9 protein-coding genes and 1 pseudogene are annotated in these 13,104 nt (G+C 52.6%); 5 read left to right on the top strand and 5 right to left on the bottom strand.

Annotated elements, in window-relative coordinates:
- Nucleotides 1-16 precede the first annotated feature (16 nt).
- Nucleotides 17-1,795, bottom strand: a complete 1,779-nt coding sequence (locus KIH39_RS08200; RefSeq protein WP_213498854.1) for a c-type cytochrome domain-containing protein — start codon at nucleotides 1,793-1,795, stop codon at nucleotides 17-19.
- Nucleotides 1,796-2,066: 271 nt separating this feature from the next.
- On the opposite strand from KIH39_RS08200, the gene KIH39_RS08195 reads away from it, so the two are divergent.
- From KIH39_RS08195 to KIH39_RS08185, 4 genes and pseudogenes are all read left to right on the top strand, one after another.
- On the top strand, nucleotides 2,067-2,501 hold the full coding sequence (locus tag KIH39_RS08195; protein ID WP_213498853.1) for a hypothetical protein: 435 nt from the start codon (nucleotides 2,067-2,069) through the stop codon (nucleotides 2,499-2,501).
- A 367-nt stretch (nucleotides 2,502-2,868) separates the two neighbouring features.
- Nucleotides 2,869-3,198, top strand: coding sequence for a hypothetical protein (locus KIH39_RS08190; RefSeq protein WP_213498852.1), 330 nt, complete (start codon nucleotides 2,869-2,871; stop codon nucleotides 3,196-3,198).
- A gap of 410 nt (nucleotides 3,199-3,608) precedes the next feature.
- Nucleotides 3,609-3,845, top strand: a pseudogene (locus tag KIH39_RS27020) (transposase family protein); the annotation flags it as partial.
- Nucleotides 3,746-4,807 (top strand): ISAs1 family transposase, encoded by a 1,062-nt coding sequence (locus KIH39_RS08185; protein WP_315852414.1) that lies wholly within the window; start codon nucleotides 3,746-3,748, stop codon nucleotides 4,805-4,807. The pseudogene KIH39_RS27020 and the gene KIH39_RS08185, both read left to right, overlap by 100 nt.
- A 572-nt stretch (nucleotides 4,808-5,379) precedes the next feature.
- Here the strand turns inward: KIH39_RS08185 and KIH39_RS27015 are convergent.
- On the bottom strand, nucleotides 5,380-5,901 hold the full coding sequence (locus KIH39_RS27015; RefSeq protein ID WP_213498851.1) for an ankyrin repeat domain-containing protein: 522 nt from the start codon (nucleotides 5,899-5,901) through the stop codon (nucleotides 5,380-5,382).
- 473 nt (nucleotides 5,902-6,374) lie between these two features.
- On the opposite strand from KIH39_RS27015, the gene KIH39_RS08175 reads away from it, so the two are divergent.
- Entirely contained in the window at nucleotides 6,375-8,426 is a 2,052-nt protein-coding gene (locus KIH39_RS08175; RefSeq protein WP_213498850.1) for a S41 family peptidase, read from the top strand.
- Between the two features lie 347 nt (nucleotides 8,427-8,773).
- Here KIH39_RS08175 and KIH39_RS08170 read toward each other — a convergent pair whose 3' ends face one another.
- The 3 genes from KIH39_RS08170 to KIH39_RS08160 form a co-directional block, all read right to left on the bottom strand.
- Nucleotides 8,774-10,141 carry a hypothetical protein gene (locus KIH39_RS08170; protein ID WP_213498849.1) on the bottom strand — a complete coding sequence of 456 codons (1,368 nt, stop codon included), beginning with the start codon at nucleotides 10,139-10,141 and terminating at the stop codon, nucleotides 8,774-8,776.
- Entirely contained in the window at nucleotides 10,093-10,566 is a 474-nt protein-coding gene (locus KIH39_RS27010) for a transposase family protein (protein ID WP_390623699.1), read from the bottom strand. The genes KIH39_RS08170 and KIH39_RS27010 overlap by 49 nt, the downstream gene beginning before the upstream one ends.
- Nucleotides 10,567-10,698: 132 nt before the next feature.
- Nucleotides 10,699-13,101 carry a helicase-related protein gene (locus tag KIH39_RS08160; RefSeq protein ID WP_213498847.1) on the bottom strand — a complete coding sequence of 801 codons (2,403 nt, stop codon included), beginning with the start codon at nucleotides 13,099-13,101 and terminating at the stop codon, nucleotides 10,699-10,701.
- Between the last annotated feature and the right edge of the window lie 3 nt (nucleotides 13,102-13,104).

The following is a 13,104-nucleotide window of genomic DNA, read 5'->3' as shown; positions in this document are numbered from 1 at the left end:
CAATTGTTTCGAAATATTACTTTCCAATAGGTAGACAACCTAACTCTTTGCCCAGTTCTTGCATGAGGGAATAGCCATCGACCGCTTCCCATTCCAGGCGGGCGATGACCGCGTCGGGTTGCGACAGTAAGGAAGCGAGACCTAACTCCTTGAACTTCTTAGCTCCGACTTTTGCTTTCAATTCTTCCCCATTTTTCAGGTAAAGCTCGCAAGCGATCCGGTCGAGCGTCAGGTAAGCGTCGGAGGAAGATCGATAGGTCATAATGACGTAACTGCAAGGCTCGGAAAGATCTGCGATCGATTTATTCGCATCCGGGCCGATCTTCAGGAAAGGCCCAACAGCTTTCTCGAGAGCGGAAAGGTATTGTTCCTGATCCTGTTGGATCAGTTCGTCCATCTTTTTAGCATCGGGATAGAGTTTACGCACTTTATCATCCGCTTTGCCGAAGACAGCGGAGTTGTCCCGAACGTAATCCTTCAGCTCGATCATTCCTTTTGTGTGGCAAGCCATACAGGAAATGCCATTCACGATGGCCGAAGTCCCGGCCGTTTTCTTGGAATCGCCGACCACGGAAATCGGACCTTCGTCGATCCGCTTGTTCTTACCGTCGACGAGCATGTAGGCATGGAGTTTATTGGGAAGGCTGAAGATGATTTCCCCTCCGTCATGTACGAAAGCCTGATTTTCATAGGGGTGATGGCCTTTCGAGAAGAGGTTGAGTGGACCAAGGGGAAAACGGATCAGACGCCCTCGACCTGCATCCGGCTTGAAATCATAACTCTTCCAATACACCCCCTGATTGGAGTCGTGCCGTTCGACGAGTCGGTTCTGAGCGGAGACGCCGGATCTGGAAAAGCCAGCGCGAGCCAGTTTATCGCTCTCGAAGTTGGTTGCAACATTTACTCCAACGCGTTGCTCGAGTACCCGGGCATCCTCCGGAATGTTCAGAAGGGTGTGATACAACGGCGGTCGCAGGGCCGTGGCGACAAACCAGTCCGCCCGCAGCGCGGGAATCTGCGCTTTGGAAAGATCTTCCACATCTTCGGCCAAGCGGCGAATGTTAGGATCGGGATATTTCGTGTAGAGTAGACCGTAAGGGTAGAATTCGAGAATGCGATTCCACAGATGGCGCGTGTCCCAGTCGAGTCGTCGAATATCCACGGCGTACACTGTTCCGGCACTGTTCACCGATTCGGGCAGAACAATTGTGGGCTTCAAGCTCAAGCTATTGATGGCTTTAGAGAGGGCCGCTCGAATCAGCTTTAATTTGGCTTCCGGAATCGTTTTGTCATTGTGAAGGTGTGTTAGCGTGAAGAAACGAATATAAGGACGATCTTCACGATTGGCTTTTTGCAGTGCTTCGCGAATCGCTGTCAGCTCATCAGCCAGAGTGATGAAATTTCGCTGCTTTGCGGAATTTGTAAAGGGGGGAGCGGAAGCTTCAATCCATTTTTTCAGAATCGCTTTTTCTTCTTCGGTGGGCTTACCGGTGGCTCGCAGCGCCTCTTCCGGCGGCATATCCCCATCGATCGCCAGACGCTGGTAAAGGCGGGACTCTTCAGGCTTACCAGCCACGATAAGGGCCGCTTTCTTCCCCCGGGGTGCCTGCAAATCCGCAAGGGAGCCAAAATTGGCAACCCCACCTTCGGAGCCAGGCCCCTTATGGCAACGCAAGCAGTGCTTGGCGATGACCTCGTAGGCCTGCGCTGCCAAATCTGTTTTTTCGTCTGCCTGGCTTGGAGATGCGAGTGCTAACGATGCGAGCAAACCCCAAAAAATCAGAGGGACCTTCATCAGCTACACCTCTCAACACGATTGAGATACCATTGCTTCTATCCCCCTTAAACGGAGATAGAGCCGATTTCTTCCTCGATTATTGAAATAAACTGGAAAAATGGATCGGACCATATCGGGCGGATTTCATGCTCTCGTTTTCGTATTCGTCCAGCGACATGTCAATTAAAATATCTTTAGAAATTAGGATCTTTTCAAGTGCAACCTGCCGGGCTTTCAAGGGCCAGATCCTAAAGAAACACGATTCTGAGCCAATGCGATCGCCAGATTATTGAGAACGATTCACCAGTGCGGCCACAATGACCTTCGGTTCGCCGTTATCATACCGAAGCCTTCTCGGGAAAAGCGTTGGACTAAGACGCTCTGGGTGTACGACCTGCTGACCAACATGCTTTTTACGCAGAAGACGAATCCGTTGCAGCGTGACGATCTGGATGAATTCGTCGAATGCGACCGGCCCGGCAAACGCCACCTGCGGAAGCCGACCTGGACCGAAGCGAATCCCGAAGGCCGTTGGCGATCGTTCGACTACGAAGACCTGATGAAGCGGGACAAAGTGAATCTCGATATTTTCTGGCTGCGTGACAAGAGCCTGGAGGACAGCGACGATTTACCGCCTCCGGACGTGCTGGCCCAGGAGATCGCGGAGGATTTGCAAACGGCCCTGGAGCAGTTCACCGCAATCGCGGAGAAAGTGAAAGGGTAGCCTACAACATCTTTCGTTAAGGCTGAATAAAGAGAGTGCATTTCACCACGCCCACCGTCTCCCCAAACTTTGGAACTCGAAAAACGTCGGCAACCCACCCAACGGAATGAACTCGGGGAACTTCTCCGCGCTCCATACCGTCAGAGCCACGGCTAGAACCAAATCATCGTGCGTTCCTTTCCGCCAGACACCGAATTGTTCATTTGCTGCGGTGGTTAATTTCACGTGGGAATTTCGATGAGTCGAGTATCAAACGATTAGTTTTATGAGGAATAACCGATTATCAATAAGATAAACACAGGTAAGTTAGTGAAGGCGTAAAATCGAACCTGTGTACGTTGTCAAGCAAACCAAAGGATGTGAACTCATGGCAAAGAAGTCAGTAGCGATAAAGCACCAATTACATGAAGTTGGAGGCGAATCACTGGATAAAGCTCAAGCTCGGAAGGCTGGGGCTAACTTCGAGTGGCATTTTGGTAGAGTCAGTAGACTTGGCTACTTTGAGATTGCCGGAGGTCGGAGCGTTTCCATCTTATGGGAAGAGGGCGGAGCAACGTCCCAACAGGGCAATATCAGCGATGAGCAGTGGGAAATTTTCAAACTAGCATTTAAGACGACGGGGCGGATTGCTATCCATAGCGATGTGGAGGGGGATATGTGGATGTATGACTATCGCTTCTTAGAGGCTGTACGGTAGCGATCACTTGCATCCTTTTTATTTGTCCATGCAACATAAAATCGATCTTGTCGATGGGCTTTACATAGTTAGCTTTAGTGTTTAAGCTCATCACTTTCTTGCCAATTTTCGGTCCCGAACGATAATCGACCCCAGATGAGTAGGGTGCCCGATTTTCAATTCCAGCGGAGGAATATCAAGTTTTTTAAGATGAGTTTCACAATTTGTTAGTTTGTCCGTAGTGAATCTTCGAATTTAAGTTTCACGCTGGAAAACGGTTGAAGTAGTTCCTCACCACGGCCATCGCTTCCCCAAACTCGGCGACTGGAACATCGTCGGCAGCCCACCGCCCCCAGGGAAATCGCGCTTAAATTCCAAGAAAACATCTAATGTCATTAATTGTATTGCGCATCGTTCTTCTTTAGTGGAGGATGTGGAAATCGCTCGCTAGATCGCCCTGGGGTTCCTCGATGTTTCAGCTTTCCGAACTATCTCCCGCGCCGGCGAAAACTCCGTTGACCGATCTCCTCGTCCACTTCGCGGATTTGCCCGACCACCGCCTCGATCGTTGCCAACAACACACGCTTTCGGAAATCATTTTCATAGCCATTTGCGCCGCGGTTTCCGGAGCCAACGACTGGGTGGCCGTCGAAGCTTTCGGCGTGACCAAGATCGACTGGTTCCGGAAGTATCTCCCTTGCCCAACGGCATCCCGAGCCATGACACTTTCGGCCGAGTTTTCCGCTATCTGGACACGGATGCTTTCGAGGCCTGCTTCGCTTCATGGATGGCGGAAATCTGCGTCGGGACCGACCTGCTTCAGGTGGCGATCGACGGCAAGACGATGCGTTCGTCAGGCGGTCCGGGTCAGAAGTGCCTGCACGTGGTCAGCGCGTTTGCGACGGCCAACCGCGTGACGCTGGGCCAAGAGGCGGTGGACGATAAATCGAACGAGATCACCGCGATCCCGGAATTGCTGAAACGGCTGGACATTGCCGGAAAAATCGTGACTATCGACGCGATGGGCTGTCAAAAAAAAATCGCCGAGGCGGTGCGGGAACGGGACGCGGATTACCTGTTGGCGGTGAAGGACAATCAACCGACTCTCTTGGCCGAGATCAAGGCTCATTACTTCAAGCATTTGGAGTCCGGATTCGCCGATGTACCGACGACGTTCTGCGAATCGACGGAGAAGAATCGAGGCCGAGTGGAGTACCGTTCGTGCCTCGTGTTTTCGGACGTCAATTTCTTATCGATGAAGGACGATTGGAAAGGCTTGAAGACGGTGGTCGTGGTGGTGACCGACCGCCGAGAAAACCACAAGAGCGCGAGCGAAATCCGCTACTATATTTGCAGCCGAGCGTCGGACGCTCCGGTGTTGGCGAAAGCGGTCCGGGAACATTGGACGATCGAGAATAATTTGCATTGGTCCTTGGATGTGACATTCGGCGACGACGACAGCCGGGTTCGAAAAGATAACGGCCCTCAGAATTTCGCCAGGATTAAAAGGTTGGCTCTGAGCATAGTAGCGAATGCGAGCGGCAAGGAATCGATGGCAGTCAAACGACTGAAAGCCTGCGCCAGCGATGAACGCCGAGAATTAATTATTCGAGAATTCCTTCAGCTTTAAATGCGATTTCCCTGCCCGGTATCCGCGTTCTAAATCAAAAGGATTATCTTGCAGCGAGGGCGAGGGAATTATCGATGCAGAATCACGAGTTTGGAGAAGCTCATTAGCAATTCGCCGATCCATTTGATCGCGTGTCATCTTTTGCTTTCGCGGGAATAGGACGCTTGCTAGATTTCTATCAGTGGAAAGATGGGTTGCAAGCAGGGCTTCGCCGGCAATCTAGGCCTTTGCAGTGCTAAGAATCGGTGGTCTTAAAAATCACCAGAACCGATTCAGATCCAGCTTCACGAGGGGGCTTCGTGTTGTCGGTCCTTTCCCGAATCCTCAGCGACGTTCGCCTCACGATCACTCGTATGGACGGGGACTGAAAATAGGGCTATCTGTTAAATGCCGGATGGAAGAGAAAAGTGCCCGGGAGGAAAGCGTTTTTTTGAAAAAGCTTCACTTGGCTAATGTAAACTGAGGAGGCGAGAAGCGCTGCAGCTCACCTCGAGTTGTCTCTTCTTAGATATTGCTTCGCAATCGACTTAAATGCTTTCTTGACAGTTGCCACGGATTGTGCAGCCCGAGGCTTACTCCTTGGCCCCGGCCTCCTTTAGCAACTCGACCAGCTTGGTATGCTGGTTGGTATTAGCCCACCGTAGGGCCGTCATGGATTCTTTATCCTTGACGTTCACCTCCGCGCCATTGGCTATGAGCACTTTGGCGACCCGCGCGTGTCCATATCGAGCGGCCCAGAACAATGCTACGAACCCCGAGTCCGTCTTGGCGTTGACGTCTGCCCCACGATGGATTAGCAGCTCCACGATCTCGGGGTTGTCACTGGGGGCAGGGTTGGCAATATCCGGTTGGTCTCCACGGGCTGCATGCATCAGAATAGTGATGCCATCGGAGTCGCGGGAGTTGACGTCAGCCCCATCATCGAAGGCTGCCTGAACGGCTTTTTGGTTGCCAGATTGTACGGCGTTGATCAGTGCAGCGGTCCACCTCTTCTGCTGCTGTCCGGGGGAGAACCACCAGGCTGCAACCGCTGCGACAACTGCTAGGACGCTGACCGCAAGCAACCATCGCCGGATCTTTTGTTCATCCCCCATCAAGCCCCTCCATATACCCGACTCGTGAGAAACTTTACCAGCTACTGGCACAGAATCGCCAATAGCTTATATTACTGCAGTATCAAAATCGATGCAGTTTTCGAGTGTCGCGTTAGACCTCTGTAAACATATGGATTCACCGAATATCGCAATAGTGGCCGTAATCTAAAACGCGATCAGCAATCGGGAACTGCTATACTCGACAAATTTGCCGTAAACCAATGGAGGTCAACATGCTGTACTCCCACTTCATAGCTCTGGCTCTATCACTCGCGATATTTGGTAAAACTAGTTTTGCATTTGAACCTCCTCCCTTAGATGAAGCTCGCATCGATCGAATCGCTAGGCTCTGCAAAGTCTGGGGAACTGTTCGTTATTTGCATCCCTCTCTCGCTTACAAGGAGATTGACTGGGATGCGGCTTTAATCAAGGCGCTGCCCAAAGTGCGTGCCGCAAAAGATGCGGACGAATTTGTGCAGGTCGTTCAGGAAATGCTCAACACTCTCGGCGATTCCGCTACGCGGGTGGTTCGCAAGCCTATCGTGTCGAAGAACGGTTTTCCTGATCTGAACAACGGCAAAAATGCTCCGAAGTTTTTCAGCTGGATCGAAAATGAAGTGTTGGCGATTTTCCCGAATGCAGTTACGGATTATGCGAAGAGTATCACCTGGCGTGAAGAACTTCGGAAAGAGGTTCTGAAAGCGAGGGCCGTGATCATAGACCTTCGAAATCCCGAAGCCGGCGGACTGACTTTTTTTAGTGAGCTTGCACTTATCGATATTCAAGATCTCCTTCATGCAAAGCAAGTTCAGGCACCGGCTTTGCGGAGTCTTATTCATTCGGGTTATCGACCACAGATTGGTATTACATCGGGAGAATATTACTCCGCTTTTTCTACCAAAGCCCCCGAAGTTTTCTTTGCCGCCGACAACGTCAAAGCAGAAAAAATCGTCTTTCTCGTCAATCCCGATTCAGTTATCCCAATGCTCGCTATTGCGCTTCAGCGTGCCGGTAATGCGTACATAGTGTCGCAGGGACGGTTCCCTGAAGAATCGCTCTTCTCAGCGAAAACAGTGGATTTATCCAAGGGCATCATTGTCTCCGTGCGAACATCTGAGATGATCTCTTCGGAAGGAGTTGTTCCAATAACCGCCGATAAAGAGGTTCCGGTAAATGGCGATTGGAGCCTAAAAGGTCCAGCATTTAAAACGGCCCTCGAGTTGATTCAAAATTCTCCCAAATCCAAGTCCGCCATCAAGGCGGCCCCGATTGCGATGACACCTGACTGGCGGACGGACAAAAAATACGATGAAATGCACTTTCCCGACGCAGAGTATCGATTGCTAGCCTTGTTCCGCTTCTGGAACGTTATTCATTATTTCTACCCTTATATGTCTTTGTTAGATGACGATTGGGACACGATTTTAACCCGGTTTATCCCAAAATTTGAGTCAGCCGCCAATGCTCGCGAATATGAACTCACAGTTGCCGAACTTTCCACTCACGTACCGGATGGTCATACGGGAGTTTCCGGGCCTGAACTGACAAAGTTTTTTGGCGATGCGACGGTTCCTATCCGACTTTGTTACGTCGAGAAAGTTCCGGTCATTTCACAATTGTTAGATGAGGCCATGGCGAAAGAGGCCGGCATGCATGTTGGCGACGTTTTAGTGTCTGTCGAAGGCGAACCCGTAAATGCAAGCATGAAAAGAATCGGCAAGTATCTACCTTCCTCAACGGCTCAATGGCACGAGTATGTTACTCTGAGACGACTTTTAAACGGCCGTGAAGGAACTGCAGTCAAAATTGGTTTGCTCGACGGCAACAACAAAACGACAGAAGTGGTTTTGGCGCGAAAGAAAAAGTATTTATTGCAAACGCCGTTGCACTCAGAAGACAAAATTTTTCGAGTACTTCCCGGCAACATAGGTTACGTCGATCTCGAGCGATTGACGACAGGGCAGGTCGATGCCATGTTCGAGGAATTTAAAGAGACGGAGTCGATTATTTTCGATTTACGCAGCTATCCGCAGGGTACGGCCTGGGCGATCGCTCCTCGTTTGAATCTTAAGGGGGCTCGAAATGGCGCTCTCTACTACCGTCAGCTATTGGATGGTTTCTTAAAGGTCGACGACGATCACCTTCAGGATCAAGGCCGGGTCAGCTTTTACCAGCCGTTACCGAAAACAGATAAGTGGATATACAAAGGTAAGACGGTCACGCTGATCGACGAACGTTCGATCAGCCAAGCCGAACATTCCGGTTTGTATTTTGAGGCAGCTTGCGGCACCACATTCATCGGCAGTCACACCGCCGGCGCTAATGGCGACGTCACCAATTTCACCCTTCCCGGTGGGTTATCCGTTCGTTTTTCAGGCCACGAAGTTCGGCATGTGGATGGCCGACAAATTCAACGAATCGGCTTGGTACCGCACATAGAAGTGAAACCAACTATCGCAGGTATCCGTGAAAACAAAGACGAAGTGCTGGAACGTGCAATTAAGTTCTTAAAGGAAGGGAAGTGACAGTCGGTCTTGAGATCTTGAGTCGACGCCAGAAGATCCGAAAGTTGTGGATTAATTAGGAACTCTGAAAGAGTCTGAATTTTGAAAAGTAGCCTTTCCCCGATCTGATTAGTTAGTCGAAGTATACGTTCCTTCACCAACCACCCATAAAGTCGGAACCCCAGCGCGGGACTTTGGAAACGATCGGAATGCATATCAAAATACGGTCTCTCTAACAAATGAAAACGGCAAGGTCGTGCCGGCTCGGCAGGTATTTTGATCATCTCAAGTTGATCGAGGAGCTTTCTCGCGTTCGGCTTCGCGGCGCAATGCGAGTTCATTGGCTCGAATCGTGAAACGTCTTTCGTTCAATGCTTTTTCGTCAAAAGGGCCTGCGGCCAATTCGGATCCTTCATTCGGATGAGGATGATCCGAGCGTGCACCCACGCGGCGTGATCGACCAACTTGTAACGATAGCACTCTTCAAATGCTTTGATAGCCCCCTCGCGATCTCCTTCCCCCATTCGCTTCCAGGCAACAAAGTATTGACGGTTGCACAGCTCCACCGGGCCACGAGCCGGAGCGGATAGCAGATCCGATTCCGAGATCGTACCCGCCAACATCGAGAGGTTTCGTTTGGACTCGGCGAGTTCGTCCGGTCGGGCGATAGGGTCATTTTCCTGGAGAAGCGGCTTAAGGAGAGTGCTACATCGCGCCCGATCCAACGCGAATAGGAAGGGAGCGGCTGTATAACGGGCTTTCCATTTCGAATCAGGACCGGCATAACGATCAATGGCATTTAGAGCAACAGTGCGACCGTCTATTCTCCCCAGGGCCGCCAAGACTCTTAAGGATCCGGTTCCTGAACTTGGGAGTTCGCTCGCCACTTTCTCGGCTTCTTGATCGTTGCCCAGGGCAAGCCAGTTGTCCGCCTCGTAGATCGTCAAGAGCAGGTCGTGGCGACCGGAACGTGCAGCACGCAGTTCCGACGTACGGTCCAGTTTGCCTTCAAGCCCGTCAATAATAGCGGCCACATCGTAGCGATAGAGGATGGCTGTCGGATTTCTTTCGAAGCGAGCCATTTTCGCGGCGTCAGCGGCCGCCGTAGTCAAGTGTTCGGCACCTTTTGTCGAATTACCGGCTCTTTCATACGCCGCCATAGCAGTCAAATGGGCGGTGCAGTTTTTCCCCAATCGGGCAGGGTTGTCAGGCAAGAGTTGCTTAGCGAGTTCTGTGGAGGAAACGGCGTCCTCGGCACTAGCAACATCACCTACAACTTGGGAAAGCTCTGACCGCGCATCGGCCCGAAGCAGGTGTCCGAGAGTGGAGGGGCGTACCGCTAGCGCTTGGTCTATCAGCCGCAGTCCGTCCGCGGGGTAGTGGAGTGCCAGAGCATTTCCTTTGAAAAGCTTGTCCTCTGCCGAGGAGACGGTCAATCCTTCAAGTTCTGCAATCAATCGCCGATATTCCGGATTACCTTGTTCATAGTAAGCGACGGTGTGTCGCTGCTTGCGGGGAGCTTCTCGATCGCTCCGCAGGATCTCCTCAATAATCGCCGTGAAAGAGTCGAGCAGCGATGGCATGGCTCGTCGCTGGTACGGCTTGGGTTCCGGCTCGTCGAGAATCTGACGGATCTTCCGCCGGGAATGATGAAAAGTCCGGGCCAGTGCACGGATGCCCATCTTATCTATTCGATGAGCCTGACGTATTCTCGCGTATTCGTCCACCTTGACCATCCTCTGCCTCCTGCAGTCTGGGATCCCTCCAGGGGAAACCAGTTTACAGGAAGACGTTGAGGGGTGGGCCCGTTTTCGACAAGGATTTTAATGAGTACCTGGGCCCGTTTTCGACAAGGATTACCAGTTGTTCGAGCATGGGAAGCAAATACATGAGGTAGCCGTTCACAGAAGATTTGCCTGGGACAAGCGGCATTCATGCATCGAAATTTTCGCAGTTCGATCCTGAGTAGTACTCGGCGAGCTTGCCAGGGTAAGTCCGCCAATACACGCTGATAATGGCTGTGAATGCGGTCCGATATTCGACCGCAGTTGGGACAGGCAGAATGGGGCTTGGTGGATTGAATGGCGATTGCCAAGAGTTCCGGAGTGAGAGCGAAATCGGTAACGACCAAACCGGCCTCTTGAGGAAAGAGGTCCTGCATAGTCATGATGCTGCGTCCTGTCAGAATGAATTCCTAAAGACATTCTAACCAACGCTCGTCACCAACTGTGCGACAGAACCCCTTTTCGACCGGCGTTTACACATATTGCTTTGGAGAATACGATTGAGTGACTTACCTGAGTACCAAGGCAGCAAGAAGCGGAGTGACGGCATGTCGCACTCCAGACTGCATTTCCTGTTCCGACGGAAAACGGAGCTGATTCCCGATCTCGGTTTCAGACCTTCCGATAGCTGCAATCAACTGGTCAACCGGCTCTGGCCTGACCCGCGCGACGGTGGCGTCAAATAGGGCGTAGAGGAGAGCCCGCTTCAGAGGCCCTTCGACAGGTACAGGGTTACTATCAGCGGTGAGGATGTAACATGGCAGCGAACACCCGATCTCGATGTGTCCAGAACGGGGGTCCGGGCGAACCGTCTGCCGTGCAAAGATCAAAACTCCTAATGGCGTGGAGTTGTCCACGCCCGGAAGTGTAAGTTCGTTAGTCACCCTTAGCACGGCGGCGCCCGCTGGTGTAGCGAATGCAAGACGGCGAAGAAGTTCTGCAACGGGAGGAAGGTTGAGACCAAGCTGACGAGCTTGTTTGCCGTCCGGCCCGAAGACGGGCGCACCACCGACGTCTCCGCAGACGTACTGCTCTTGGTCACCGAGGTTTACCACATTCACCGGCTGTTCGATTGGATCGACTTGATCGCCCGTCCGAGTGAATCGAAGCGCTCTGAACCCTTCACGAGTCTCGACGTTTCCATATTCCGCAAGAAATCGGCTTACATCCTCCCAGGTCGCCAGCCCAGGATCTTGTTGTCGAATCTGTCGCTGTCTATCGGCGAACCGATCATGGAAGGCCTGCCAGGCCCCGAAACCTTCTTGAACCATCCGATTAATTGCATCCTGATCCCGGTCGGAGAGTGGCCCGGCGGCCGCTTGTATCAAAACATCCTGTAGTTCTTCCGGGGGAACTAGCCCCATCACCCGAGAGAACACAGCCTCGAATCGTTCCGAAGGTACGAGGGCGCGGGCGATCAACTCCAACTTCTGGCGAGCGACTCGATAGGCGTGAGCCTCCCGGCTGTCGGTAACAACTACAGTGTCCACAATAATGGTTCGCCGTGATCCAAACCGGTGGACACGACCGACTCGCTGCTCCATGTCCATCGGATTCCACGGAACATCAATGTGAATTAAACGCCGAGCGATCTGCAAGTTGATCCCCTCGCCACCAGCGCGCGATGACACTAGAAACCGTGGCCCATCAGGCCGCCAGAATGCTGCTACTTCGGCTTCCCGCTCGGCTTCACTTTGGCCGCCGATGATTAGAGCCGGGCGAGCTCCACTCGTTCGCTCTAGGTATTGGGCAATCGCCATCACCGTTTCGATTGGCTGGGCAAATAGCACTACCTTTTCGTCACCGTGAGGATCTAGCAACTCCCTCTTTACGATTGCCCATTTCTCATCCGCCGATGACCTGACTAGGCGAACCCCCTCAGCTAATAGCCTGGTTAGTGCGCGTCCGTACTCACGCGTTTCGTTCTGGCCCTCCTCCTCAATGTCCTCGATTTCGTCCGTTTCGTTAGACGGACCGACCTCACGCTGGATTCGCTTAAAGAGTTTTTCAACAGGTTCGTCGACCGGTCCGCGGCGGTATGGTCTGAGTGCGGCAATAGCCTGCTCGAGCGGCTCATCGCCAAGGTCGCAGCGTGCTCGAATCGCCTGTCTTACTAGATAACCGAGACCAGCCTGCGGGCTAGACGTTGCCCACTGGAGCGCCTGCGCGCATCGCCATCCAGCCGCACGCCGCTTGGCATCTGCCCGGCCTGGGTCGCCGGGCGGTGGTCGGAAGAAGTCGTGTATGTGCTGCACCCATTCCCGGTATTCGGGTCCTAAGTCTACTAGGATTGGGGGGTTTACTTGCCTAGTCGGGAAAAGCGGGTTACCGTTCCAGTCGCGAACGTCCTCCTTCGTCCTGTAGATAACTCGTCCGGCCAACGCCTCGGCTGGTTCGTCCGGTTTTCGCAACAATCCGAGCAGATTCTCGAACCGGTTGGCATGCCCTTGATGCGGAGTGCCGCTCAGAAAGATCACTCGAGCACCTGAAGGCTGATGAGCGATCAAATCCCTCACCAGTCTAAACTTTTCTCGTGGGTCACCGCCTCCCGCCGCCCAGTCTGACAAGTGGTGGCATTCGTCTACCACGATCACGTCCCAGGGCCAAGTGCTGAGCACTCGTTCGACATTGCTGCCATGAACCGCCCGATGGATACTCGCAACGACGAGTGGGTCAGTCAGATTGGCTGTATTTTCACTCGCCGACCATTGCCGGAAGTGTAATCCCAGCCGTTCAAATTCGCGCCATACGTTTGTGACTAACCGGGCAGGAGCGAGATACAGTACCCGCAGACCCGGTGACTGTTCGAGCAGGTGCTGGATTATTAATCCTGCCTCGACCGTCTTTCCTAACCCGACCTCATCCGCCACAAGGACGCGCCGGAGGTGCTCGGTCTCGAGCACATGTTGCACTAG

Source organism: Telmatocola sphagniphila, assembly GCF_018398935.1.
GTDB classification, from domain to species: Bacteria; Planctomycetota; Planctomycetia; order Gemmatales; family Gemmataceae; genus Telmatocola; species Telmatocola sphagniphila.
The sequence above is the reverse complement of the archived record's forward strand: the minus strand, read 5'-3'. Positions and strand labels throughout refer to the sequence as shown.

Coding starts and splice junctions, on each gene's coding strand:
- KIH39_RS08200 (WP_213498854.1), bottom strand. CDS start 1,795: ATGAAGGTCCCTCTGATTTTTTGGGGTTTGCTCGCATCGTTAGCACTC.
- KIH39_RS08190 (WP_213498852.1), top strand. CDS start 2,869: ATGGCAAAGAAGTCAGTAGCGATAAAGCACCAATTACATGAAGTTGGA.
- KIH39_RS08170 (WP_213498849.1), bottom strand. CDS start 10,141: ATGGTCAAGGTGGACGAATACGCGAGAATACGTCAGGCTCATCGAATA.
- KIH39_RS27015 (WP_213498851.1), bottom strand. CDS start 5,901: ATGGGGGATGAACAAAAGATCCGGCGATGGTTGCTTGCGGTCAGCGTC.
- KIH39_RS27010 (WP_390623699.1), bottom strand. CDS start 10,566: ATGCAGGACCTCTTTCCTCAAGAGGCCGGTTTGGTCGTTACCGATTTC.